This window comes from Streptomyces sp. SM18 (genome assembly GCF_002910775.2).
GTDB lineage: Bacteria > Actinomycetota > Actinomycetes > Streptomycetales > Streptomycetaceae > Streptomyces > Streptomyces halstedii.
Genome location: NZ_CP029342.1, coordinates 934,965 through 959,011, shown reverse-complemented (window position 1 = coordinate 959,011; position 24,047 = coordinate 934,965). Strand labels below are relative to the sequence as shown.

Here is a 24,047-nt window from a genome sequence, read left to right as displayed (position 1 = left end):
GAGAAAGACCCCGTGAGCACCTTCCAGGCCCCCAAGGGCACGTACGACCTGATCCCGCCGGACTCCGCGACGTACCTGGCGGTACGCGAGGCCCTGTCCGCGCCCCTGCGCAACTCCGGTTACGGCTACATCGAGACGCCCGGTTTCGAGGACGTCGCCCTGTTCGCGCGCGGCGTCGGGGAGTCCACCGACATCGTCTCCAAGGAGATGTACGCCTTCGAGACCAAGGGCGGCGACAAGCTCGCCCTGCGTCCCGAGGGGACCGCCTCCGTGCTGCGCGCCGCGCTGGAGGCCAACCTGCACAAGGGGGGCAACCTCCCCGTCAAGCTCTGGTACTCCGGCTCGTACTACCGCTACGAGCGCCCGCAGAAGGGCCGTTACCGCCACTTCTCTCAGGTGGGCGCCGAGGCCATCGGGGCCGAGGACCCGGCGCTGGACGCCGAACTCATCATCCTGGCCGACCAGGCGTACCGCGCCCTCGGGCTCCGCGGGTTCCGCATCCTGCTCAACTCGCTGGGCGACAAGGAGTGCCGCCCCGTCTACCGGGAGGCGCTCCAGGGCTTCCTGCGCGATCTCGACCTGGACGAGGAGACCCGCCGCCGCGTCGAGATCAACCCGCTGCGCGTGCTCGACGACAAGCGGTCCGAGGTCCAGAAGCAGCTGACCGGCGCCCCGATGCTGCGCGACTACCTCTGCGACGCCTGCAAGGCGTACCACGAGGAGGTCCGCGCGCTGCTGACGGCGGCGGGCGTGGCGTACGAGGACGACGAGAAGCTGGTCCGCGGCCTGGACTACTACACGCGCACCACCTTCGAGTTCGTGCACGACGGGCTCGGCTCGCAGTCCGCGGTGGGCGGTGGCGGCCGCTACGACGGGCTGTCCGAGATGATCGGCGGCCCCGCGCTGCCGTCCGTCGGCTGGGCGCTCGGTGTGGACCGCACGGTGCTCGCCCTGGAGGCGGAGGGCATCGCGCTCGACATCCCGGCCACCACCAGCGTGTACGCGGTGCCGCTCGGGGAGGAGGCGCGGCGCGTGCTCTTCGGTCTGGTCACCGAGTTGCGCAAGGCCGGGGTCGCCACGGACTTCGCGTTCGGCGGCCGAGGTCTCAAGGGCGCGATGAAGAGCGCCAACCGCTCCGGTGCCCGTTACACCGTCGTGGCGGGCGAGCGGGATCTCGCCGAGGGCGACGTGCAGGTGAAGGACATGGAGTCCGGCGAGCAGCAGGCCGTCCCGGTCGGTGACCTCGTGGCCGTCCTCCAGGGCAAGCTGGCCTGACCCGGGCCGGGGCCGGGGCCGTCACGGTCCCGTCCCGGCCGCTCGGACCTGATCGCCCCGCGTGCCCGCCCGGTCCTCCCGGGCGGGCATCGCGCGTTCCGGCGCCCTTCCCTCCGGTGAGGCCGCCTAGGGCGTGTTTCGAACGTAGCGCCGTCCGCCCGGAGGCCAGGCGGGACTTTCGAAACACGCCCTAGTGGAGCGGGGTACACCGCCCCGTCGTCAACGCGGCGCGCGTGCGTTCATCCTGCCGGAGGGTTCCGGCGCGGAACCCTCCGGCAATCGCGGAGGCCGGATCCGTGCTCAGGACACGTAAGCGTGCCGGCCGGCGCGGCCCCGACGCCCGGGGGTTCCGCGCGGCGGCGCTCGCGCCGACCGCGTCCGGACCGGGGCGCCGGCACCCTTCCACCCGGTGAATCCGCAGGTCGAGGCCGTCCGCGGGGCCCGGCGGGTGGCGCCGCCCGGAGCCACCCCGGGCACCGGCCGCCGGTCGCGCCGGGGCAGAAGGGCCTCCCGGAGTGCCCAGGGCGAGGAGCCGAAGAGCGAACACCGATATCACCGTCGAACGATTGAGCGGACCGGTGATGCGGCAGAATGACGGTGCCCCGGCCGGCTACTCAGTGATGGAACGGCGATATGACGATGGCAGCGGTAGACCACGCCTCCTCCCGGCGAGACGACGAGGACGGCGGGACGAAGACCTTCGGCGGCGGTCGCGCGCTCGCCCTGCTCCTGGTGATCACGGGAGCGGCCGGGCTGCTCGCCGCCTGGGTGATCACCATCGACAAGTTCAAGCTGCTGGAGGACCCGAGCTTCACCCCGGGCTGCAGCCTGAACCCGGTCGTCGCCTGCGGCAACATCATGAAGAGCGAGCAGGCCTCCGCCTTCGGCTTCCCCAACCCGATGCTCGGCATCGCCACCTACTCGGTGGTCATCGGCATCGGCATGGCCCTGCTGGCCGGAGCCCGCTTCCGCGCCTGGTACTGGCTCGGTCTGAACGCGGGCACGCTGTTCGGCGTCGGGTTCTGCACCTGGCTCCAGTACCAGTCGCTGTACAACATCAACTCCCTCTGCCTCTGGTGCTGCCTGGCCTGGGTCGCCACGATCGTCATGTTCTGCTACGTCACCGCGCACAACGTCAAGAACCGCGTCCTGCCCGCCCCGGCCTGGCTCAGGAACGGCCTCGCCGAGTTCCACTGGGTCCCGCCGGTGCTCTGGATCGGGGTCATCGGCATGCTGATCCTGACCCGCTGGTGGGACTTCTGGACCAGCTGAGCGGCCGGGGCGCTGTCAGTGGGGTGACATAGGCTTTCGCATGTGGAGCCCGACCTCTTTACCGCAGCCGCCGAAGACCGCCAGGAGAAGGACCCGTCCAGCAGCCCCCTCGCTGTCCGGATGCGTCCGCGTACGCTCGACGAGGTCGTGGGCCAGCGCCATCTGCTCAAGCCGGGCTCACCGCTGCGCCGCCTCGTCGGCGAGGGCGGCGGGGGACCGGCGGGCGCCTCCTCGGTGCTCCTGTGGGGTCCGCCGGGCACCGGCAAGACGACCCTGGCGTACGTGGTCAGCAAGGCCACCGACAAGCGCTTCGTGGAGCTGTCCGCGATCACGGCGGGCGTCAAGGAGGTCCGCGCCGTCATCGACGGGGCGCGCCGCGCCACCGGGGGCTTCGGCAAGGAGACCGTCCTCTTCCTCGACGAGATCCACCGCTTCTCCAAGGCCCAGCAGGACTCCCTGCTCCCCGCCGTGGAGAACCGCTGGGTGACGCTGATCGCCGCCACCACCGAGAACCCGTACCACTCGATCATCTCCCCGCTGCTGTCGCGCTCCCTGCTGCTGACCCTGGAGCCGCTCACCGACGAGGACCTGCGCGGGCTGCTGCGCCGGGCCGTGGCCGACGAGCGCGGTCTGACCGGCGCGGTCACCCTGCCCGAGGACGCCGAGGCGCATCTGCTGCGGATCGCGGGCGGCGACGCCCGGCGCGCGCTGACCGCCCTGGAGGCGGCCGCCGGAGCGGCCCTGGCCAAGCGCGAGCCGGAGGTCACGCTGGAGACGCTGGAGGAGACCGTCGACCGCGCCGCCGTGAAGTACGACCGGGACGGCGACCAGCACTACGACGTGGCGAGCGCCCTGATCAAGTCGATCCGCGGATCGGACGTGGACGCGGCCCTGCACTACCTGGCCCGGATGATCGAGGCGGGGGAGGACCCGAGGTTCATCGCCCGGCGGCTGATGATCTCCGCCAGCGAGGACATCGGGCTCGCGGATCCCACGGCGCTGCCCACCGCCGTGGCGGCGGCCCAGGCCGTCGCCCTGATCGGCTTCCCGGAGGCCGCGCTCACCCTGAGCCATGCCACGATCGCGCTGGCACTGGCCCCCAAGTCCAACGCCGCCACGCTGGCGATCTCCGCCGCGCGGGAGGACGTGCGCAGGGGGCTGGCCGGCCCGGTCCCGGCCCATCTGCGTGACGGCCACTACCAGGGCGCCGCCAAGCTGGGCCACGCCCAGGGCTATGTCTACCCGCACGACGTGCCCGGCGGAATCGCCGCCCAGGAGTACGCCCCGGAGGCCGTCCGGGGGAGGACCTACTACGAGCCCACGCGGTACGGCGCGGAGGCGCGGTACGCGGACGTGGTGGAGCGGGTCCGCGAGCGGCTCGGCCGAGGGGAGCCGGGCGGCACCACCCCGTCGTGACGCCGGTGGCCGGGATCCGTCACCCCGTGCGGGGGCGTTCCGGGCTCGGTGGTCCGTGGCCGGGGTGGCTCGGGCCCGGCGGGCCGCGCTTCCCGGCGGGCCGCCTCCGCTCAGTGGGCCGCCGCCTCGAAGAGGGTGTGCATCGCGCGGCGCAGCTCCCCGACGTCCCGTACGGGATCAGGAAATTCGAAGCGTGCGTCGAAGCAGGCCGCCGCGCTCTCGATGAACCGGACCCGCAGTCCGAAGCGGTCCAGCGCGACCGGCACCGCGCGCGGCACGCCCCCCGCCCGGCCGGTGGCGGTCCGCTCGCCGAGCAGGGTGGCGAGGGTGGCCATCTGCTCGCCGTGGGCCGCGTGCAGATGCTGGAGCAGCTCCGCCTCATGGGTGACGAGCGGATCCGCGACGGCGTCCCGGAAGGCGTCCGGTTCGACCATCTCCGCGCCCCAGAGGTCGTCGACGGAGGCCTCGCCGAACTCCAGCCGGAGCGTCATCCGGCCGGGCCCCGCGAGCCCCGGTACGGCGGTGAGCCACCCGGTGATCCTGGCCCGCCCCCGGATCCGGTGCGGGACGGAGACCGGGGCCACGTCGGTGAGTTCCAGCGCCGCGGTCAGTTCGTCGCCCTGGGCGTGGGTGGCGGCCCGCACCGCGGGGGAGTCGGCGGCGAAGCCGAGGAACAGGTCCCCCTCCGGGCCGACCGCCCGGCTGTCCGGCATGAGCTGCACGGGGTGGACCACCTGGAGCCCTGGTACGAGCAGCACGGACGAGCAGGTACTCTGTACGAGAGTTCGTGTGCGCTCGGCTGCTGACGGCAGTCGGGTGGTTTCTGGCCCGCTGGGACGCGGCTGACCACGATCAGATCGGCCTTCCGTCATCGCGGCGCCTTTGTGCGCGCCGTCGCTGTCCGTGCTGTCCGTGACGTGAGTGGTGTTCCCAGGGCGAGACATGCGATCTCCTTGAGTAAGGTAAGCCTAACCTAACCTACAACGGAGGTCTGGAGAACGTGCCTAACCAGTCGCGTCCCAAGGTCAAGAAGTCGCGTGCCCTCGGCATCGCCCTGACGCCGAAGGCTGTCAAGTACTTCGAGGCGCGCCCCTACCCGCCGGGCGAGCACGGCCGTGGCCGCAAGCAGAACTCGGACTACAAGGTCCGTCTGCTGGAGAAGCAGCGCCTGCGCGCCCAGTACGACATCAGCGAGCGCCAGATGGCGCGCGCCTACGACCGCGCCCGTAAGGCCGAGGGCAAGACGGGCGAGGCGCTGGTCGTCGAGCTCGAGCGCCGCCTCGACGCCCTGGTCCTGCGTTCGGGCATCGCCCGCACCATCTACCAGGCCCGTCAGATGGTCGTCCACGGCCACATCGAGGTCAACGGCGGCAAGGTCGACAAGCCGTCCTTCCGCGTGCGTCCCGACGACGTCGTGCAGGTCCGCGAGCGCAGCCGCTCCAAGGTCCCCTTCCAGGTGGCCCGCGAGGGTGGTTACGACACCGACGGCGAGACGCCGCGCTACCTCCAGGTGAACCTGAAGGCCCTGGCCTTCCGCCTGGACCGTGACCCGAACCGCAAGGAAATTCCGGTCATCTGCGACGAGCAGCTCGTCGTCGAGTACTACGCCCGCTGATCCAGGCGTAGTCACCGTCAGAGCTCGGGCCCGCCCCTCCCTGTCGTCCGGGAGGTGGCGGGCCTTCGCGCGTCCGGGCCCGCCCCCTCGCCGTCCTCCCCGGCGTCCGTCTCCCCGCCGCCCGTCTCCCCGCCGTCCGCCTCCGCGCCGACGGCCCCCGCGCCCGCTCCGCGCGGCGTCTGCCCGCCGTCCCGTCCGCCGGGCACCCGGGCGCCCACCGCCCGCGCCACGGCGTCCTCCGTGGCCAGCCGGCGTCCGGCGCTCCTCGCCGCCTCGTACCGCTCGCCGCCGAGCGCCTCCCGGGCCAGCTCCGCGCACCGCGTCCGGGGCCGCCCGTAGTGGACCGACCCGAACAGCGGGAGCCCCACCGACGGCCAGATCCGCTCCGCCGCCCCCTGGAGCACCGCCCCCTCGGCCGGGTCCCCCTCGACCGCCGTGACCAGGGCGAGCAGTTCCAGCGAGAGCACCGTGCCCAGCAGGTCGTGGAAGGTGTGCGCGATGGTCAGGCACTCCCGCAGCATCCGCCGGGCCCGCCCGCCGTGCCCGTGGTGCAGGGCGGTGTAGGCCAGGACGTACAGGGCGTAGGCCAGGGTCCAGCGCTCCCCGTGGTCCTCGCAGATCTCCCGGACCTCCTGGCAGATCCGTGCCGCCTCGTCCAGATCGCCCTCGAACGCCACCGCCATCGCCAGCTCGACCCGGGCCATCAGCACGGTGCTGTTCAGCTCGCCCGCCTCCTGGTAGCGGTCCAGCGCCTCCCCCAGCAGCCTCCGCGCGCGCGGCAGGTCGTCGGTCACCAGCGCCAGGCACCCGGTGCGGTGCACCGCGTACGCCACGGCCGCCGCGTCCCCCGAGAGCTCACCGGCCTCACGGCACTCCAGCAGGGCCGGGACCGCGCCGGCCGGGTCACCCTGGAGCACCGCCACGTATCCGAGCACCCACAGCGCCTTCAGCCGGGACGTGTCGTGCCCCGACTCCTCCTCCAGCACGTTCTCCAGCCAGTGGCGGCCCTCCGCGAGACGGCCGCACCCCGCCCAGTAGAACCAGAGCGCGCCCGCCAGGTGCTGGGCGAGGCGGACCTCCTCCGGGCTCTCCATCGAGTACTCCATCGCCCGGCGCAGATTGGGCAGCTCGCGGTCGACACGGGCCGCCGCCTCCGCCTGCCGGGGGCCGAACCAGTCCAGCTCGCACCAGGTCGCGAGCCCCAGGAACCAGTCCCGGTGCCTGCGGCGCATCCGCCCGGTGTCCCCGGCCGCCTCCAGCCACTGGGCGCCGTACTCCCGCACGGTGTCCAGCAGCCGGTAGCGGCCGGCCGCCCCGGTGTCCTCGCGCATCACCACGGACTGCGCGAGGAGGTCGTCGAGCACGTCGAGCACCGACTCGGCCGGCAGACCGCGGCCGCCGCAGACGTACTCCGCGGCCTCCAGGTCGAACGACCCGGCGAACACCGACAACCGCGCCCAGAGCAGCCGGTGCCCCGGTGCGCACAGCTCATGGCTCCAGCCGACCGCCGTCCGCAGGGTCTGGTGGCGGGGGAGCGCGCCGCGGCCGCCCCCGGTCAGCAGCCGGAACCGGTCGTCCAGCCGGTGCAGCACCTGCTCCATCGACAGGGCGCGCATCCGCCCCGCCGCCAGTTCCACGGCGAGCGGGATGCCGTCGAGGCGCCGGCACAGGTCCCGGGCGGTGTCCCGGTCCGCGCCGGTCAGCGTGAAGCCGGGCCGCACGGCGCGGGTCCGCCGGGCGAAGAGCTCCACCGCGTCCTCGTCCGTCATCGGCGCCAGCGTGAACGTGTGCTCGCCCTCCACCCGCAGCGGGCACCGGCCCGCCGCGAGCACCGTCAGCCCCGGCGCCCGGAGCAGCAACTCCCGTACCAGTCCGGCGCAGGCCTCGGCCAGATGCTCGAACCCGTCGATCACCAGCAGGAGTTGGCGTTCGGCGCAGTACTCCAGCAGCGCCGTGCGCGGGGGTCTGCGGGTGTGGTCGGTCAGGCCCACCGCCTCGGCCACGGCGTGGTCGAGCAGCGCCGGTTCGCGGACGGCCGAGAGCCCGGCGATCCGCACCCCGTCGCAGTACCGTTTCTCCATGCGGGCCGCGATCCGGGTGGCGCAACGGGTCTTGCCGATCCCGGCCCCGCCCGCCAGCGTCACCAGCCGGGACTCCCCGAGGAGCGCTTCGAGCCGGGCCAGTTCCGCCACGCGCCCCACGAACGCGTCCAGTTCGGCGGGGAGCTTCCCACGGCCCCGCGCGGACGGGGATTCCGCGTCGTCGGGCAGGGGGGAGGGGTGCTCAGGGTGTCGCATGGGACACGCAGCGTACGCGCACGCGTGTGCTGCGTACAAACGCCCCCGCGCCGACACCGCCCCGCCCGGCGGAAACGCGGTACGGGGCGCGACGTCCGGCGCGATAGGCTCAAGACAGGACGACGATCGGCCGCGGTGACGGTACACCCGGGCCCGGGCGTCGCGGCCGCGGACGAAGCCCCGTCCGGGGCGATCGACGAGCAGAGAGCGGTGCACTGTGTCCGGTGGAGAGGTGGCCGGGATCCTGGTGGCCGTCTTCTGGGCGATCCTGGTCTCCTTCCTCGCCGTGGTGCTGGTGAGGCTGGCCCAGACGCTCAAGGCGACCACCGCGCTGGTGGCGGACGTGACCGAACAGGCCGTCCCGCTGCTCGCCGACGCCTCCGCGACACTGCGCTCCGCGCAGACCCAGCTCGACAAGGTGGACGCCATCGCGAGTGACGTGCAGGAGGTCACCTCCAACGCCTCCGCGCTCTCCACCACCGTCGCCTCCACCTTCGGCGGCCCGCTCGTGAAGGTCGCCGCGTTCGGCTACGGGGTGCGGCAGGCGCTCGGCCGCCGCACCGAGCCGGAGCCGGACCGTCGGACCCCCCGCCGCACGGTGATCGTCGGCCGTACCGTGCCGTCCGCCCGCAAGAAGCGGAACGCCCGAAACCCCCGCGGACAGAAGGACTGACCCAGCGATGTTCCGCCGTACGTTCTGGTTCACCGCCGGCGCAGCCGCCGGCGTCTGGGCCACCACCAAGGTCAACGCCAAGATCAGGCGGCTCACCCCCGAGAGCCTCGCGGCGCAGGCCGCCGACAAGGCGGTCGAGACGGGCCACCGGCTGAAGGACTTCGCCCTCGACGTGCGCGAGGGCATGGTCCGGCGGGAGGCCGAACTGGGCGGCGCGCTGGGCCTGGAGACACCGGTCGACCGCGACCTCCCGGTGCGCGGGCACCTCGCCGTCGAGGCTCCCGAGGCGCACCGCCCCACCCCCCGTCGCACCCTCCCCTACAACTCGGACAACCGGAATGAGGACCACTGATGGAGTCGGCTGAAATTCGCCGCCGCTGGCTGAGCTTCTTCGAGGAGCGTGGCCACACCGCCGTGCCTTCGGCGTCGCTCATCGCGGACGACCCGACTCTGCTGCTGGTCCCCGCGGGCATGGTCCCCTTCAAGCCGTACTTCCTCGGCGAGGTCAAGCCGCCCGCCCCGCGCGTCACCAGCGTGCAGAAGTGCGTCCGCACGCCGGACATCGAAGAGGTCGGCAAGACCACCCGGCACGGCACGTTCTTCCAGATGTGCGGCAACTTCTCCTTCGGCGACTACTTCAAGGAAGGGGCCATCCGGTTCGCCTGGGAGGCCCTGACGAACTCCGTCGCCGAGGGCGGCTACGGCCTCGACCCCGAGCGCCTGTGGATCACCGTCTACCTCGACGACGACGAGGCCGAGGAGATCTGGCGCGAGAAGATCGGCGTCCCGGCCGAGCGCATCCAGCGCCTGGGCAAGGCGGACAACTTCTGGTCCATGGGCGTCCCCGGCCCCTGCGGCCCGTGCTCGGAGATCAACTACGACCGCGGCCCCGAGTTCGGCGTCGAGGGCGGCCCCGCCGTCAACGACGAGCGGTACGTGGAGATCTGGAACCTGGTCTTCATGCAGTACGAGCGCGGTGCCGGCGAGGGCAAGGACGACTTCCCGATCCTGGGCGACCTCCCCTCCAAGAACATCGACACCGGTCTCGGCCTGGAACGCCTCGCGATGATCCTCCAGGGCGTCCAGAACATGTACGAGACCGACACCCTGCGCGTCGTCATGGACAAGGCCACCGAGCTCACCGGTGTCCGCTACGGCGCCGAGCACGGCTCCGACGTCTCGCTGCGCGTCGTCGCCGACCACATCCGCACGTCGGTGATGCTCATCGGCGACGGCGTCACCCCCGGCAACGAGGGCCGCGGTTACGTGCTGCGCCGCATCATGCGCCGCGCCATCCGCAACATGCGGCTGCTGGGCGCCACCGGGCAGGTCGTCCAGGACCTGGTCGACGTGGTGGTCGACACGATGGGGCAGCAGTACCCGGAGCTGATCACCGACCGCAAGCGCATCGAGACGGTCGCCCTCGCCGAGGAGGCCGCCTTCCTCAAGGCCCTCAAGGGCGGCACGAACATCCTCGACACCGCCGTCACCGAGACCAAGGCCGCAGGCGGCAGGGTCCTCGCCGGCGACAAGGCGTTCCTGCTCCACGACACCTGGGGCTTCCCGATCGACCTCACCCTGGAGATGGCCGCCGAACAAGGCCTCTCGGTGGACGAGGACGGCTTCCGCCGCCTGATGAAGGAGCAGCGGGAGCGCGCCAAGGCCGACGCCAGGGCCAAGAAGACCGGCCACGCCGACCTGTCCGCCTACCGCGCGGTCGCCGACGCCTCCGGGGCCACCGAGTTCACCGGCTACACCTCCACCCAGGACGAGACGAGCGTCGTCGGCCTGCTCGTGGACGGCCTGCCCTCGCCGGCCGCCACCGAGGGCGACGACGTCGAGGTCGTCCTGGACCGCACCCCGTTCTACGCCGAGGGCGGCGGCCAGCTCGCGGACCAGGGCCGTATCCGGCTCGACACCGGCGCCGTGATCCGGGTCCACGACGTACAGCAGCCGGTCCCGGGCGTCACCGTCCACAAGGGCACGGTGCAGGTCGGCGAGGTGACGGTCGGCGCCTCCGGGTACGCCTCCATCGACGTCACCCGCCGCCGCGCCATCGCCCGCGCCCACAGCGCCACCCACCTCACCCACCAGGCGCTGCGCGACGCGCTGGGCCCGACCGCCGCCCAGGCCGGCTCGGAGAACTCCCCCGGCCGCTTCCGCTTCGACTTCGGCTCGCCCGCCGCCGTACCCGGCACGGTCCTCACCGACGTCGAGCAGAAGATCAACGAGGTCCTCGCGCGGGAGCTCGACGTCCAGGCCGAGGTCATGTCCATCGACGAGGCCAAGAAGCAGGGCGCCATCGCGGAGTTCGGGGAGAAGTACGGCGAGCGGGTCCGCGTCGTGACCATCGGTGACTTCTCCAAGGAGCTGTGCGGCGGCACGCACGTCCACAACACCGCCCAGCTGGGTCTGGTCAAGCTGCTCGGGGAGTCGTCCATCGGCTCCGGGGTGCGCCGCATCGAGGCCCTGGTCGGCGTCGACGCGTACAGCTTCCTCGCCAGGGAGCACACGGTCCTCGCCCAGCTCCAGGAACTGGTCAAGGGCCGTCCCGAGGAGCTTCCCGAGAAGATCTCCGGCATGCTCGGCAAGCTGAAGGACGCCGAGAAGGAGATCGAGAGGTTCCGCGCGGAGAAGGTACTCCAGGCCGCCGCCGGACTGGTGGAGTCCGCCAGGGACGTACGCGGAGTCGCCCTGGTCACCGGCCAGGTGCCGGACGGCACCGCCGCCGACGACCTGCGCAAGCTCGTCCTGGACGTGCGCGGCCGGATCCAGGGCGGCCGGCCGGCCGTCGTGGCCCTGTTCACCACGGTCAACGGCCGTCCGCTGACGGTCATCGCCACCAACGAGGCCGCCCGCGAACGCGGTCTCAAGGCCGGTGACCTCGTCCGTACCGCCGCCAAGACCCTCGGCGGCGGAGGCGGCGGCAAGCCGGACGTCGCCCAGGGCGGCGGCCAGAACCCGGACGCCGTCGGGGACGCCGTCGCCGCCGTCGAGCGCCTCGTCATCGAGACGGCGTGACCGCGGGGACGACGCGGATGCGCCGCGGACGCCGACTGGCGATCGACGTCGGGGACGCCCGGATCGGGGTCGCCTCGTGCGACCCCGACGGGATCCTCGCCACGCCGGTGGAGACCGTGCCGGGACGCGACGTCCCGGCCGCCCACCGGCGGCTCGGCCGGATCGTCGAGGAGTACGAGCCGATCGAGGTCGTCGTCGGGCTGCCCCGCTCGCTGGGCGGCGGCGAAGGCCCCGCGGCCGTCAAGGTCCGCGCCTTCGCCCAGGTGCTCGCCCGGGGGATCGCCCCGGTCCCGGTGCGCCTGGTCGACGAGAGGATGACCACAGTGACGGCCAGTCAGGGGCTGCGCGCTTCGGGCGTGACGTCCAAGAAGGGCCGTTCTGTGATCGACCAGGCCGCCGCTGTGGTGATCCTCCAGAACGCTCTGGAGTCCGAACGGGCGTCAGGCACCGCCCCTGGTGAGGGCGTCGAAGTGGTTGCCTGATCGCGATACGGTAACGTTCCGCGCGATGCGCCGGTGTTCGAACAGACACCGCACAGCCAAGCGAAGAGACGGAACGTCGTCTCGCGGCTCTAGGGGATCGATGACTGAGTATGGCCGGGGCCCCGGCTCCGAACCGTGGCACCCTGAGGACCCGTTGTACGGGGACCAGGGCTGGGACGGCCGTCAGGCCGTCCAGGGCCACGGCCAGGGCCAGGGGCCGTACGAAGGCCAGCAGCAGCCCTACGCGCAGGACCCGTACGCCCAGCAGGGCTACGCGCAGGACCCGTACGCGCAGCAGCAGGACCCGTACGCCCAGCAGCAGTACGGGCACCAGCAGGATCCGTACGCCCAGCAGCAGCACCAGCAGCAGGACCCGTACGCCCCGCAGCACCAGCAGCAGTACTACGGGAACCCGCAGGACCCCTACGCCCAGCAGCCTCAGTCCCAGCCGCCGTACGACGGCGGCTGGGACACCGGCCGGCAGGCCACGATGCCGTACGACCCGCAGGCGGCCTCGTACGACCCCGGTCAGGGCGGCGGCTACGGCGAACAGCCCGACCACTACGGCACTCCCGAGGCCTACCCCCCGCCGCAGCCCCCCGGCCGCCGGGCCCAGCCGGAACCGGAGCCCGAGCGGCAGCCGGACCCCGCCCGCCAGAACCCGGACTGGGATCCGGACGCTCCGCAGGAGGAGACGCACCCCTTCTTCACGGGCGCGGACGAACCGGCCGACGACACCCGTACCCGCCCCCGCCGTGACGAGGACGAGGACGGCGACCTGGAGGAGGGCTCCCGCGCCTCCCGCAGGGGCGGCGGCGAGCGCCGCGGCAAAGGGAAGAAGAAGAGCCGCAACGGCTGCGCCTGCCTCGGCGTCGCGGTGGTCCTCGTCGGCGGTCTCGGCGGGGTGGCCTACGTCGGGTACTCGTACTACCAGGACCGGTTCGGCGCGGCCCCCGACTACGCGGGCGACGGATCGGGCTCGGTGGAGGTCGAGATCCCCGAGGGCGCGTACGGGAACGAGATCGCGAACATCCTGAAGAAGGCCGGCGTCGTGAAATCGACCGACGCCTTCATTTCGGCGCAGAACGGGAATCCCAAGGGGAAGTCCCTCCAGGCGGGCGTCTATCTCCTGAAGAAGGAGATGTCGGCGAAGAGCGCCGTCGAACTGATGCTTGACCCCGCCAGCCAGAACGGTCTGATGGTCCGCCCCGGCCAGCGCAACGAGACCGTGTACGCGGCCATCGACAAACAGCTGGGCCTCAAGGAGGGAACGACCGCGGACGTCGCCAAGACGAATGCGGGCAGCCTCGGACTTCCCGACTGGGCGGACAACGACCCGGTGATAAAGGATCCGCTGGAGGGCTTCCTCTACCCGGCCACCTACGCGGTCGCCAAGGGCACGAAACCCGAGGCCGTCCTGAAGAAGATGGTGAGCCGGGCCAACGCGGAGTACAACAAGCTCGACCTGGAAGACGCTGCCAAGAAGTACGACCTCGACGGTCCGTGGCAGGTGATCACCGTGGCCAGTCTGGTGCAGGCGGAGGGGCTCACGCACGACGACTTCCGGAAGATGGCCGAGGTCGTCTACAACCGCCTGAAGCCGGACAACACGGTCACCAACCGCAAGCTCGAATTCGACTCCGCCTTCAACTATTTGAAGAAGCAGAGCGAAATCAAGATCACCTCGAAGGAGATCCGCACCAACAACGACCCGTACAACACCTATTACCACACGGGTCTGCCTCCGGGGCCCATCAGTAATCCTGGTGACGACGCCCTGAGGGCCGCGCTCAATCCCACCGGTGACGGGTGGATGTTCTTCATCTCGCTCGACGGGAAGAAGACCGACTTCACCAAGACGGTGGCCGAACACGAGAAACTCAACGAGAAGTTCAGGGAATTGCATGGCCTCGGCTGAAGGGCATCGTCGCGCCGCCGTCCTCGGCTCGCCCATCGCCCACTCCCTCTCCCCGGTCCTGCACCGGGCCGCCTACGCCGAACTCGGCCTCGACACCTGGTCGTACGACCGGTTCGAGATCGACGAGGCGGCGCTGCCCGGCTTCGTCGAGGGCCTGGACGCCTCGTGGGCGGGGCTGTCCCTGACCATGCCGCTCAAGCGGGCGGTCATCCCGCTGCTGGACCGGATCAGCGAGACCGCCGCCTCCGTCGAGGCCGTCAACACCGTCGTCCTCACCGAGGACGGCCGCCGGACCGGCGACAACACCGACATCCCCGGCATGGTCGCCGCCCTGCGCGAGCGCGGTGTGGAGAAGGTGGAGTCCGCCGCGATCCTCGGGGCCGGCGCCACCGCCTCCTCCGCGCTGGCGGCCCTCGCCACGCTCTGCGCCGGGCCCGTCACCGCGTACGTCCGCAGCGCGGCCCGTGCCGACGAGATGCGCGGCTGGGGCGAACGCCTCGGTGTGGACGTCCGCACCGCCGACTGGGCCGACGCCGCCCAGGGCCTGCGGGCCCCGCTGGTGATCGCCACCACCCCGGCGGGCACGACGGACGCGCTGGCCTCCGCCGTACCCGGGGCACCCGGCACGCTCTTCGACGTGCTGTACGAGCCCTGGCCGACCGTGCTGGCGTCCCGCTGGGCGGAGGCCGGAGCGGCCGTGGTGGGCGGCCTCGACCTCCTCGTGCACCAGGCCGTCCTCCAGGTGGAGCGGATGACCGGGCGCGACGCGCCCCTCGCCGTCATGCGCGCGGCCGGTGAAGCGGCCCTGGCCGCCCGCGAGCGGTAGCGGCGTCCGTCTGCTGGACCGGCGGCCGGTGCGCCCCCGGGGTCGTGGGAGGATCAGGGGTGGCGGGCCAGGGCCGCGCACCCGGTCGCGCCGTCGCAGTTTCAGGCGCGAGCATGAGGAGCACCGTTGAGCAGGTTGCGCTGGCTGACCGCCGGAGAGTCGCACGGCCCCGCACTGGTGGCGACGCTGGAGGGGCTTCCCGCCGGTGTCCCGGTCACCACGGAGATGGTGGCGGACGCGCTCGCCAGGCGACGGCTCGGTTACGGGCGCGGGGCCCGGATGAAGTTCGAGAAGGACCAGGTCACCTTCCTCGGCGGCGTCCGGCACGGCCTGACCATGGGGTCGCCGGTCGCCGTGATGGTCGGCAACACCGAGTGGCCGAAGTGGGAGCAGGTCATGTCGGCCGACCCGGTCGACCCCGAGGTGCTGGCCGAGCAGGCCCGTAACGCCCCGCTGACCCGGCCCCGGCCCGGCCACGCCGACCTCGCCGGGATGCAGAAGTACGGCTTCGACGAGGCCCGCCCGGTCCTGGAGCGCGCCAGCGCGCGGGAGACCGCCGCCCGGGTCGCGCTCGGCGCCGTCGCCCGCTCCTACCTCAAGGAGACCGCGGGCATCGAGATCGTCTCCCACGTGGTGGAACTGGCCGCGGCCAAGGCGCCCTACGGCGTCCACCCCACGCCCTCCGACGTCGAGCGCCTCGACGCCGACCCGGTGCGCTGCCTGGACGCCGACGCGTCGAAGGCGATGGTCGCGGAGATCGACCAGGCCCACAAGGACGGCGACACCCTCGGCGGTGTCGTGGAGGTGCTGGCGTACGGCGTCCCGGTCGGACTCGGCTCGCACGTGCACTGGGACCGGCGCCTGGACGCCCGGCTGGCCGGCGCGCTGATGGGCATCCAGGCGATCAAGGGCGTCGAGGTCGGCGACGGCTTCGACCTGGCCCGGGTGCCCGGTTCCCAGGCGCACGACGAGATCGTGGCCACCGAGAACGGCATCAAGCGCACCTCCGGGCGCGCGGGCGGCACCGAGGGCGGGCTGACCACCGGCGAACTGCTGCGCGTGCGCGCCGCGATGAAGCCCATCGCCACGGTGCCCCGCGCGCTCGCCACGGTGGACGTCGTCACCGGCGAGGCCGCCAAGGCCCACCACCAGCGCTCCGACGTCTGCGCCGTCCCGGCCGCCGGGATCGTCGCCGAGGCGATGGTCGCCCTGGTGCTGGCCGACGCCGTCGCGGAGAAGTTCGGCGGGGACAGCGTGGCCGAGACCCACCGCAACGTGGCGTCCTACCTCTCCCACCTCCAGATCCGGTGAGCGGCCCGCTGATCGTCCTGGTCGGCCCGATGGGGGTCGGCAAGTCCACCGTGGGCGAACTCCTCGCCGAACGGCTGGGCACCACCTACCGCGACACCGACGCGGACGTGGTGGCCGCCGCCGGAAAGGCCATCGCGGAGATCTTCTTCGACGAGGGCGAGGAGCACTTCCGGGAGCTGGAGCGGCGGGCCGTACGCGACGCCGTCGACCAGCACACCGGTGTCCTCGCCCTCGGCGGCGGCGCCGTCCTCGACGCGAAGACCCGCGCCCTGCTCGCCGGCCGTCCGGTCGCCTACCTCGCGATGGACGTGGAGGAGGCCGTGCGGCGGGTCGGACTGAACACCGCCCGCCCCCTGCTCGCCGTCAACCCGCGGCGGCAGTGGCGCGAACTCATGGACGCCCGGCGCCATCTGTACGAAGAGGTGGCCCGCACGACCGTCGCCACCGACGAACGCACCCCCGAAGAGGTCGCCCAGGCGGTCCTCGACGCACTGGAACTGCCGGAGCCCGCAGCCGTGGCCTCCGGCCGGGAGAACACACCCATGACCGAGCAGGCCACCACGCGTATCCGCATCGCCGGCACGGCGGGCACCGAGCCGTACGAGGTGCTCGTCGGGCGCCAACTCCTCGGCGAGCTGCCGAACCTCATCGGTGACCGCGCGAAGCGGGTCGCCGTCCTGCACCCCGAGGCGCTCGCCGGGACCGGTGAGGCGGTCCGTGAGGACCTCGCCGCCCAGGGCTACGAGGCCATCGCGATCCAGCTGCCCAACGCGGAGGAGGCCAAGACCGCCGAGGTCGCCGCCTACTGCTGGAAGGCGCTCGGCCAGACCGGCTTCACCCGCTCCGACGTCATCGTCGGCGTCGGCGGCGGGGCCACCACCGACGTCGCCGGCTTCGTCGCCGCCAGCTGGCTGCGCGGGGTGCGCTGGATCGCCGTGCCGACCACGGTGCTCGGCATGGTCGACGCGGCCGTCGGCGGCAAGACCGGCATCAACACCGCCGAGGGCAAGAACCTCGTCGGCGCCTTCCACCCGCCGGCCGGGGTGCTCTGCGACCTCGCCGCGCTGGACTCCCTGCCGGTCCACGACTACGTCTCCGGCCTGGCCGAGGTCATCAAGGCCGGTTTCATCGCCGACCCGGTGATCCTCGGCCTCGTCGAGGCCGACCCGCAGGCCGCCCGTACCCCCGCCGGACCGCACACGGCCGAACTCATCGAGCGGTCCATCCGGGTCAAGGCCGAGGTCGTCTCCGGCGACCTCAAGGAGTCCGGTCCCCGGGAGGTCCTCAACTACGGCCACACCCTGGGCCACGCCATCGAGAAGAACGAGCGCTACAAGTGGCGCCACGGCGCGGCGGTCTCGGTCGGCATGGTCTTCGCCGCCGAACTCGGCCGGCTGGCCGGCCGGCTGGACGACGCCACCGCGGACCGGCACCGCGCCGTGCTGGAATCGGTCGGACTGCCGCTCACCTACCGGGGCGACCAGTGGCCCAGGCTGCTGGAGAACATGAAGGTCGACAAGAAGTCCCGGGGCGACCTGCTCCGCTTCGTCGTCCTGGACGGCATCGGCAGGCCCGCCGTGCTCGAAGGCCCCGACCCGGCGGTCCTCCTCGCCGCCTACGGGGAGGTCTCCGCGTGAGCGCGCGCGCCGTCCTCGTGCTCAACGGCCCGAACCTCGGGCGCCTCGGCTCCCGCGAGCCCGAGGTGTACGGGGCGACGTCCTACGCCGGTCTGGTCCAGGCCTGCCGGGCGCTCGGCGAGGAGCTCGGCCTCGACGTCGAGGTCCGTGAGACCAACGACGAGGGCGAGCTGATCCGCTGGCTCCACGAGGCCGCCGACGGTTCGATTCCGGTCGTTCTCAACCCGGGTGCCTTCACGCACTACTCGTACGGCATGCGGGACGCGGCCGCCCAGCGCACCGCCCCGCTCATCGAGGTGCACATCTCGAACCCGTACGCGCGCGAGGAGTTCCGCCACACGTCGGTGGTCGCGCCCGTGGCCACCGGTACCGTGGCCGGGTTCGGCATCGGCTCCTACCGGCTGGCCCTGCGCGCGCTGGCCGACGAACTGACGGGCTGACAGGGATCGGCCACCGGGCACCTCAGGCCGCCCCCGGACGTTCACCCCTTGACGTCCGGGGGCGGTACCGTTGCCCCTCGACCCGCGCCAGTTGCCTGTACGAGACGGAGTGGCACCGGATGCAGCACGCAGTGGGGGCCCCGCTGCCGCCGCCCCACGTTCCCCGAGGGGGACCGTGGACGGACCAGGCCCAGCACACCGGCCACCCCGGCCCCCTGCCGGGACAGCCGCCCGGACCGCCCCCGAGGCAGGGGAGCGCACCGGTGCCCGGACCGGCGGGATGGACGGGCCCCGCACCCCAGCACGCCCCCGGCCCTCCCGCCAGGGAGACCACCGGACACGTCCAGCTGCCGCCCGGCGGGCCCGTCCCGCTGCCCGCGCCGCCCGCCGAACCCGGCACCGGCACGGCCACCCTCGCGGTGCTGCTGATCGGACCGGCCGGCGCCGGCAAGACCACGGTCGCCAAGCTGTGGGCCGGCCGCCGCCGCGTCCCCACGGCGCACGTCTCCCTGGACGACGTCCGCGAATGGGTCTGCTCCGGCTTCGCCGACCCGCAGACCGGATGGAACGACCACTCCGAGGCCCAGTACCGCCTCGCCCGCCGCACCTGCGGCTTCGCCGCCCGCAACTTCCTCGCCAACGGCATCTCCTGCATCCTGGACGACGCGGTCTTCCCGGACCGGCCGGTGGTGGGCCTCGGCGGCTGGAAACGCCATGTGGGCCCCGGCCTGCTGCCCGTCGTCCTGCTGCCCGGCCTGGAAGTCGTCCTGGAGCGCAACGCCGCCCGCAGCGGCAACCGCCGGCTCTCCGACGAGGAGGTCGCCCGGATCCACGGCCGGATGGCCGGCTGGTACGGCTCCGGCCTCCCGATCATCGACAACTCGACGTACGACGTCGAGACCACCGCCCGCGTCCTGGACGACGTCCTGGCCCGCTCCATAGCCAGCCCGCCGGCCTGGTAGCGGTCCCGGTGCGCCCATGGGCTCCCTCGGGGCGGGCGGGACCCCGGTCGGATGCGCTGACCGGGCGGGCCGCCGCGCCCGCTCGTACGCTCGGACACATGTCAGAGGTGTACGCCGTCCGACGCGGGCTGCTGCGCGACCGGTACGCCGCCGCCGGATCCGCGGCCGCCCTGGTCTCCCGCCCCGCCAACGTCCGCTATCTCGCGGGCGGAGCCCCGCCCGGCGCCGTGCTGCTGCTCGGCCCCGGTGAGGACGTCCTGCTCTGCCCCCGCGCCCCGACCGGCGACCCCGCCCACGGACAGCCCGACGAGCGGCTGCGGCTGGACGTGCTGCCCGTGCCCGACGGCGACCCCGTCGTCGCGGCCGCCGGACTGGCGCTCGGCCTGGACGCGGACCGCCTGGCCGTCGAGGAACACGATCTGACCGTCTCCCGCCACCGCGCCATGGCCGCCGTCGCCCCCCGCCTGCGCCTGGCCGACCTCGGCAGCGCGGTGGAGCAGCTGCGGCTGGTCAAGGACGAGGAGGAGATCGCCTGCCTGCGGATCGCCGCCGAGATCACCGACCAGGCCCTCGGTGAGCTCCTGGAGTCCATCCTGGTGGGCCGCACCGAACGCCACCTCGCCCTGGAGCTGGAGCGCCGCCTGGTGGACCACGGCGCGGACGGACCCGCCTTCGCCACCTCCGTGGGAACCGGGCCGAACTCGGGCCATGGCCGCCACCGGCCCACCGACCGCAGGGTCGAGGAAGGTGATTTCCTCTCCGTCTGCCTCGGCGCCAACTACCGCGGCTACCGGTGCGAGATCGGCCGCACATTCGTCATCGGCACCGCCCCGGCGGACTGGCAGATCGAGCTCTACGACCTCGTTTTCGCCGCTCAGCGGGCCGGACGGGAAGCTCTCGTGCCCGGCGCCGCCTACCGCGAGGTGGACCACGCGGCCCGCCATCTGCTGGACTCGGCGGGCCACACGGACGGCCTCCCGGCCGCCATCGGGCACGGTGTCGGACTGGAAATCGACGAGGACCCGCAGTTGGCACCGGCAGCCATGGGTAAACTGGACGCTTGCGTGCCGGTCACCGTCGAACCGGGGGTCCACCTCCCGGGCCGGGGCGGTGTCCGGATCGATGACACGCTCGTCGTACGCCCCGAGGCGGACGGCGGACCCGAGCTACTCACCATTACGACCAAGGAGCTGCTCGCGCTGTAGGGGACCGTCCTCGCGGAGGTCTCCCGGCGCGCGTCCTCGGCCGTCCACCAGCTTCAGTCCAGGAGATTCCGCAACCGTGGCTTCCACGAACGACCTCAAGAACGGCCTGGTGCTCAAGCTCGACGGGGGCCAGCTCTGGTCCGTCGTCGAGTTCCAGCACGTCAAGCCCGGCAAGGGCCCCGCCTTCGTGCGCACCAAGCTCAAGAACGTGCTCTCCGGCAAGACCGTCGACAAGACGTTCAACGCCGGCGTGAAGGTCGAAACGGCCACCATCGACCGTAGCGACATGCAGTTCTCGTACATGGACGGCGAGTACTTCGTCTTCATGGACATGGACACCTACGACCAGCTCATGGTCGACCGCAAGGCCGTCGGCGACGCCGCCAACTTCCTGGTCGAGGGCTTCACCGCCTCCGTCGCCCAGTACGAGGGCGAGGTGCTCTACGTCGAGCTGCCGGCCGCCGTCGAGCTCACGGTCCAGCACACCGAGCCCGGCGTCCAGGGCGACCGCTCCACCGGTGGAAGCAAGCCCGCCACCCTGGAGACCGGCTACGAGATCGGTGTCCCGCTCTTCATCACCACCGGCGAGAAGATCAAGGTCGACACCCGCACGGGCGACTACCTCGGCCGGGTGAACAGCTAACCGTGGCTGCCCGTAACAAGGCCCGCAAGCGCGCCTTCCAGATCCTCTTCGAGGCGGACCAGCGCGGTGAGTCCGTGCAGACGGTCCTCGCGGACTGGGTGCGGCTCTCGCGGACCGACGACCGTCAGCCGCCGGTCGGTGAATTCACGATGGAGCTCGTCGAGGGGTACGCGCGGTACGCGGACCGGATCGACGACCTCATCGTCACCTACGCCGTGGACTGGGAGATAGACCGCATGCCGGTCGTCGACCGGAGCATCCTGCGGCTGGGCGCCTACGAGCTGATCTGGATGGACTCCACTCCGGACGCCGTGGTGATCGACGAAGCCGTCCAGCTCGCCAAGGAGTTCTCCACGGACGACTCCCCGGCCTTCGTGAACGGTCTGCTGGCCCGGTTCAAGGACCTCAAGGCGAATCTGCGCCGCGAGCCGTAGCACGCGGTGGCGTACGCCCTCCAAGGGCCCACGGCCGGGACCGGCCGTGGGCCCTTCCGTGTGAGGAGGACCCGTGACCGGCACGGGCCGTGAGCGCGGACCGGGGCCCGGAGGCGCGAAAACACCCCCCGAGAAGACACGAGGACGCCGGGCGGCCGGGGGCGGTGTGCGGCCCCGGGGCGGCCCGGCGTCCTGTCGGTGGTGCGGGGGCGGCTCAGCCCTCTTCGTGGGCCACGGCGCGGCGCGCGTCCGCGTCCAGCACGCCCCAGCTGATCAGCTGCTCCGTGAGCACGGACGGCGACTGGTCGTAGATCACGGCCAGGGTGCGCAGGTCGTCCTGGCGGATCGAGAGGACCTTGCCGTTGTAGTCGCCGCGCTGGCTCTGGATCGTCGCCGCGTAGCGCTGGAGCGGGCCCGCCTTCTCCGGCGGGACGTGGGCGAGGCGCTCCAGGTCCAGGACGAGCTTCGGCGGCGGCTCGGCGGCACCGCCGGGCGTCGTGCCGGGCAGGAGCTCCTGCACCGGGACGCCGTAGAAGTCCGCCAGCTCGGCGAGGCGCTGCACGGTCACCGCGCGGTCGCCGCGCTCGTACGAGCCGACCACGACGGCCTTCCAGCGGCCCTGCGACTTCTCCTCCACGCCGTGGAGGGAGAGGCCCTGCTGGGTGCGGATGGCACGGAGCTTGGCCCCGAGCTGCTTTGCGTATTCGCTGGACATATGGCTCCCCGGACGCTGGACATTCTGCGGCTGGGCCGCGTGGCTGGTAACTCACTGTGAGGTTACGCAGCGTTACTTGCTCGCGTCAAGCCGAAAGGTCCGGATCCGGGCCCCAGGGGGGCGCCGCCGGGGTCCGTCACGGCCCTGGTAACCTGTTCCACGTACATCCGACGTCCTTTAACGACCGTCCAGTGAGGCGGAGAAGGAGGTCCGTTTCTTATGGACACACCGTACGACCGTCCCGGCGACACCGCCCGGCCCGTTCTCGAGGCCCCCGACATCGCCCGGGTCCTGACCCGTATCGCCCACGAGATCGTCGAACGCGCCAAGGGCGCCGACGACGTGGTGCTGCTCGGCATCCCGACACGGGGAGTCTTCCTCGCCCGCAGGATCGCCGCGAAGCTCGAGGAGATCACCGGACGCGCGACGCCCGTGGGCTCGCTCGACATCACGATGTACCGCGACGACCTCCGGCTGCGTCCCGCCCGCGCCCTGGCCCGCACCGACATCCCCGCCGACGGCATCGAGGGGCGGCTCGTCGTCCTGATCGACGACGTGCTCTTCTCCGGCCGCACGATCCGCGCCGCCCTCGACGCGCTCGGCGACATCGGCAGGCCCCGCGCCGTGCAGCTCGCGGTCCTCGTCGACCGCGGCCACCGCGAACTCCCGATCCGCGCCGACTACGTCGGCAAGAACCTCCCCACGTCGCTGCGGGAGACGGTCAGGGTCCAGCTCGCCGAGGAGGACGGCCGCGACGCCGTGCTGCTCGGCGTCAAGCCGGCCGTCCCGGCAGGCGAGCGGTAGCCACCCGTACCCCCGTACGCCGTCACAGCGGTACGGCGGCTTCCGCACGCCCGCACGCCTGATTCCTCCACCTTCCACGGAGCCCCTCCCCGATGCTGCGCTCTCCCGGGGGAAACCCCCGCCACCTCATCTCCGCCGCCGACCTCACCCGCGACGACGCCGTCCTGATCCTCGACACCGCCGAGGAGATGGCCCGGGTCGCCGACCGGCCGATCAAGAAGCTGCCCACCCTGCGCGGCCGCACCGTCGTCAACCTCTTCTTCGAGGACTCGACGCGGACCCGCATCTCCTTCGAGGCCGCCGCCAAGCGGCTCTCCGCCGACGTCATCAACTTCTCCGCGAAGGGCTCCTCGGTCTCCAAGGGCGAGTCCCTCAAGGACACCGCCCTGACGCTGGAGGCCATGGGCGCCGACGCCGTCGTCATCCGGCACGGCGCCTCCGGAGCCCCCTACCGGCTCGCCACCTCCGGCTGGATCGACGGCGCGGTCGTCAACGCCGGGGACGGCACCCACGAGCACCCCACCCAGGCCCTGCTGGACGCGTTCACCGTCCGCCGCAGGCTGGTGGGGGCCGACGCCGGGCTCGGCAAGGACCTCGACGGCCGCCGGGTCACGATCGTCGGCGACATCCTGCACAGCCGGGTCGCCCGGTCCAACGTGCACCTGCTGCACACGCTCGGCGCCCAGGTCACCCTCGTGGCCCCGCCCACCCTCGTACCGGTCGGTGTGGAGCGGTGGCCCTGCAAGGTCAGCTACAGCCTGGACGCCGTGCTGCCCACGTCCGACGCCGTCATGATGCTGCGCGTACAGCGCGAACGGATGAACGCCGCGTACTTCCCCACCGAGCGCGAGTACTCCCGCCGCTACGGCCTGGACGGGCTGCGCATGGCGAAGATGCCGGAACACGCCGTCGTGATGCACCCCGGCCCGATGAACCGGGGCATGGAGATCACCGCCGAGGTCGCCGACTCCGGCCGCTGCACCGCCGTCGAACAGGTCGCCAACGGGGTGTCCGTCCGCATGGCCGTCCTGTACCTGCTGCTGGGCGGTTCCGAGACCGCCCTGCCGTCCGCCGCCGCCCGTACCGAGGAGAACAAGTAAC

22 protein-coding genes are annotated in these 24,047 nt (G+C 72.4%); 19 read left to right on the top strand and 3 right to left on the bottom strand.

The features are described 5' to 3' along the window. The first annotated feature begins 12 nt into the window (after nucleotides 1-12). From hisS to B9S64_RS04050, 3 genes are all read left to right on the top strand, one after another. Entirely contained in the window at nucleotides 13-1,275 is a 1,263-nt protein-coding gene (hisS, locus tag B9S64_RS04060; protein WP_103488413.1) for a histidine--tRNA ligase, read from the top strand. A 633-nt stretch (nucleotides 1,276-1,908) separates the two neighbouring features. Further along, entirely contained in the window at nucleotides 1,909-2,547 is a 639-nt protein-coding gene (locus B9S64_RS04055; RefSeq protein ID WP_103488414.1) for a vitamin K epoxide reductase family protein, read from the top strand. Nucleotides 2,548-2,589: 42 nt separating this feature from the next. Beyond that, nucleotides 2,590-3,963: a replication-associated recombination protein A gene (locus tag B9S64_RS04050; RefSeq protein ID WP_103488415.1), complete on the top strand. Its 1,374-nt coding sequence runs from the start codon at nucleotides 2,590-2,592 to the stop codon at nucleotides 3,961-3,963. Between the two features lie 110 nt (nucleotides 3,964-4,073). Here B9S64_RS04050 and B9S64_RS04045 read toward each other — a convergent pair whose 3' ends face one another. Continuing rightward, nucleotides 4,074-4,775 (bottom strand): DUF2470 domain-containing protein, encoded by a 702-nt coding sequence (locus B9S64_RS04045; RefSeq protein WP_181012096.1) that lies wholly within the window; start codon nucleotides 4,773-4,775, stop codon nucleotides 4,074-4,076. A gap of 188 nt (nucleotides 4,776-4,963) precedes the next feature. Here B9S64_RS04045 and rpsD point away from each other — a divergent pair, with 188 nt between their 5' ends. Beyond that, a complete protein-coding gene (gene rpsD, locus B9S64_RS04040; protein ID WP_014157362.1) occupies nucleotides 4,964-5,578 on the top strand; it encodes a 30S ribosomal protein S4 in 615 nt (204 codons plus the stop codon). Between the two features lie 17 nt (nucleotides 5,579-5,595). Here rpsD and B9S64_RS04035 read toward each other — a convergent pair whose 3' ends face one another. Next, a complete protein-coding gene (locus B9S64_RS04035) occupies nucleotides 5,596-7,875 on the bottom strand; it encodes an AAA family ATPase (protein WP_109491962.1) in 2,280 nt (759 codons plus the stop codon). A 232-nt stretch (nucleotides 7,876-8,107) separates the two neighbouring features. Between B9S64_RS04035 and B9S64_RS04030 the strand changes: the two genes are divergently transcribed. The 13 genes from B9S64_RS04030 (at nucleotide 8,108) to nusB (ending at nucleotide 21,427) form a co-directional block, all read left to right on the top strand. Next, the gene (locus tag B9S64_RS04030) at nucleotides 8,108-8,548 is read left to right on the top strand and encodes a DUF948 domain-containing protein (RefSeq protein ID WP_028444165.1); all 441 of its coding nucleotides are present in this window, start codon (nucleotides 8,108-8,110) and stop codon (nucleotides 8,546-8,548) included. Nucleotides 8,549-8,555: 7 nt separating this feature from the next. Continuing rightward, nucleotides 8,556-8,900 carry a hypothetical protein gene (locus tag B9S64_RS04025; protein ID WP_103492689.1) on the top strand — a complete coding sequence of 115 codons (345 nt, stop codon included), beginning with the start codon at nucleotides 8,556-8,558 and terminating at the stop codon, nucleotides 8,898-8,900. Next, the gene (gene alaS / locus B9S64_RS04020) at nucleotides 8,900-11,569 is read left to right on the top strand and encodes an alanine--tRNA ligase (RefSeq protein WP_103492688.1); all 2,670 of its coding nucleotides are present in this window, start codon (nucleotides 8,900-8,902) and stop codon (nucleotides 11,567-11,569) included. Before B9S64_RS04025 ends, alaS begins: the two co-directional genes overlap by 1 nt. Further along, nucleotides 11,566-12,051 (top strand): Holliday junction resolvase RuvX, encoded by a 486-nt coding sequence (ruvX, locus tag B9S64_RS04015; RefSeq protein ID WP_037631720.1) that lies wholly within the window; start codon nucleotides 11,566-11,568, stop codon nucleotides 12,049-12,051. The genes alaS and ruvX overlap by 4 nt, the downstream gene beginning before the upstream one ends. Before the next feature lie 100 nt (nucleotides 12,052-12,151). Continuing rightward, nucleotides 12,152-13,969 carry an endolytic transglycosylase MltG gene (mltG, locus tag B9S64_RS04005; protein ID WP_103492687.1) on the top strand — a complete coding sequence of 606 codons (1,818 nt, stop codon included), beginning with the start codon at nucleotides 12,152-12,154 and terminating at the stop codon, nucleotides 13,967-13,969. Then, nucleotides 13,956-14,795: a shikimate dehydrogenase gene (locus B9S64_RS04000; protein WP_103492686.1), complete on the top strand. Its 840-nt coding sequence runs from the start codon at nucleotides 13,956-13,958 to the stop codon at nucleotides 14,793-14,795. Before mltG ends, B9S64_RS04000 begins: the two co-directional genes overlap by 14 nt. Before the next feature lie 126 nt (nucleotides 14,796-14,921). Continuing rightward, nucleotides 14,922-16,106 carry a chorismate synthase gene (gene aroC / locus B9S64_RS03995; RefSeq protein WP_103492685.1) on the top strand — a complete coding sequence of 395 codons (1,185 nt, stop codon included), beginning with the start codon at nucleotides 14,922-14,924 and terminating at the stop codon, nucleotides 16,104-16,106. Beyond that, entirely contained in the window at nucleotides 16,103-17,743 is a 1,641-nt protein-coding gene (gene aroB / locus B9S64_RS03990; protein WP_103492684.1) for a 3-dehydroquinate synthase, read from the top strand. The genes aroC and aroB overlap by 4 nt, the downstream gene beginning before the upstream one ends. Further along, nucleotides 17,740-18,183: a type II 3-dehydroquinate dehydratase gene (gene aroQ / locus B9S64_RS03985; RefSeq protein ID WP_103492683.1), complete on the top strand. Its 444-nt coding sequence runs from the start codon at nucleotides 17,740-17,742 to the stop codon at nucleotides 18,181-18,183. Before aroB ends, aroQ begins: the two co-directional genes overlap by 4 nt. Nucleotides 18,184-18,302: 119 nt before the next feature. Continuing rightward, entirely contained in the window at nucleotides 18,303-19,145 is an 843-nt protein-coding gene (locus B9S64_RS35375) for a Pro-rich N-terminal domain-containing protein (RefSeq protein ID WP_103492682.1), read from the top strand. A gap of 98 nt (nucleotides 19,146-19,243) precedes the next feature. Beyond that, on the top strand, nucleotides 19,244-20,350 hold the full coding sequence (locus tag B9S64_RS03975; RefSeq protein WP_103492681.1) for an aminopeptidase P family protein: 1,107 nt from the start codon (nucleotides 19,244-19,246) through the stop codon (nucleotides 20,348-20,350). Between the two features lie 76 nt (nucleotides 20,351-20,426). After that, nucleotides 20,427-20,993, top strand: coding sequence for an elongation factor P (gene efp / locus B9S64_RS03970; RefSeq protein ID WP_028444176.1), 567 nt, complete (start codon nucleotides 20,427-20,429; stop codon nucleotides 20,991-20,993). A 2-nt stretch (nucleotides 20,994-20,995) separates the two neighbouring features. Then, a complete protein-coding gene (nusB, locus tag B9S64_RS03965; RefSeq protein ID WP_103492680.1) occupies nucleotides 20,996-21,427 on the top strand; it encodes a transcription antitermination factor NusB in 432 nt (143 codons plus the stop codon). Between the two features lie 214 nt (nucleotides 21,428-21,641). On the opposite strand, the gene bldD is transcribed toward nusB, so the two are convergent. Further along, nucleotides 21,642-22,142 carry a transcriptional regulator BldD gene (gene bldD, locus B9S64_RS03960; protein ID WP_014044812.1) on the bottom strand — a complete coding sequence of 167 codons (501 nt, stop codon included), beginning with the start codon at nucleotides 22,140-22,142 and terminating at the stop codon, nucleotides 21,642-21,644. 219 nt (nucleotides 22,143-22,361) lie between these two features. On the opposite strand from bldD, the gene pyrR reads away from it, so the two are divergent. Together pyrR and B9S64_RS03950 are read left to right on the top strand one after the other, a co-directional pair. Then, nucleotides 22,362-22,946, top strand: a complete 585-nt coding sequence (gene pyrR / locus B9S64_RS03955) for a bifunctional pyr operon transcriptional regulator/uracil phosphoribosyltransferase PyrR (protein ID WP_103492679.1) — start codon at nucleotides 22,362-22,364, stop codon at nucleotides 22,944-22,946. Between the two features lie 92 nt (nucleotides 22,947-23,038). After that, nucleotides 23,039-24,046, top strand: a complete 1,008-nt coding sequence (locus B9S64_RS03950) for an aspartate carbamoyltransferase catalytic subunit (protein ID WP_103492678.1) — start codon at nucleotides 23,039-23,041, stop codon at nucleotides 24,044-24,046. The last annotated feature ends 1 nt before the right edge of the window (nucleotide 24,047 follow it).

Coding starts and splice junctions, on each gene's coding strand:
- alaS (WP_103492688.1), top strand. CDS start 8,900: ATGGAGTCGGCTGAAATTCGCCGCCGCTGGCTGAGCTTCTTCGAGGAG.
- B9S64_RS35375 (WP_103492682.1), top strand. CDS start 18,303: ATGCAGCACGCAGTGGGGGCCCCGCTGCCGCCGCCCCACGTTCCCCGA.
- B9S64_RS03950 (WP_103492678.1), top strand. CDS start 23,039: ATGCTGCGCTCTCCCGGGGGAAACCCCCGCCACCTCATCTCCGCCGCC.
- B9S64_RS04035 (WP_109491962.1), bottom strand. CDS start 7,875: ATGCGACACCCTGAGCACCCCTCCCCCCTGCCCGACGACGCGGAATCC.
- mltG (WP_103492687.1), top strand. CDS start 12,152: ATGACTGAGTATGGCCGGGGCCCCGGCTCCGAACCGTGGCACCCTGAG.
- B9S64_RS04000 (WP_103492686.1), top strand. CDS start 13,956: ATGGCCTCGGCTGAAGGGCATCGTCGCGCCGCCGTCCTCGGCTCGCCC.
- pyrR (WP_103492679.1), top strand. CDS start 22,362: ATGGACACACCGTACGACCGTCCCGGCGACACCGCCCGGCCCGTTCTC.
- B9S64_RS03975 (WP_103492681.1), top strand. CDS start 19,244: ATGTCAGAGGTGTACGCCGTCCGACGCGGGCTGCTGCGCGACCGGTAC.
- B9S64_RS04055 (WP_103488414.1), top strand. CDS start 1,909: ATGACGATGGCAGCGGTAGACCACGCCTCCTCCCGGCGAGACGACGAG.
- B9S64_RS04025 (WP_103492689.1), top strand. CDS start 8,556: ATGTTCCGCCGTACGTTCTGGTTCACCGCCGGCGCAGCCGCCGGCGTC.
- bldD (WP_014044812.1), bottom strand. CDS start 22,142: ATGTCCAGCGAATACGCAAAGCAGCTCGGGGCCAAGCTCCGTGCCATC.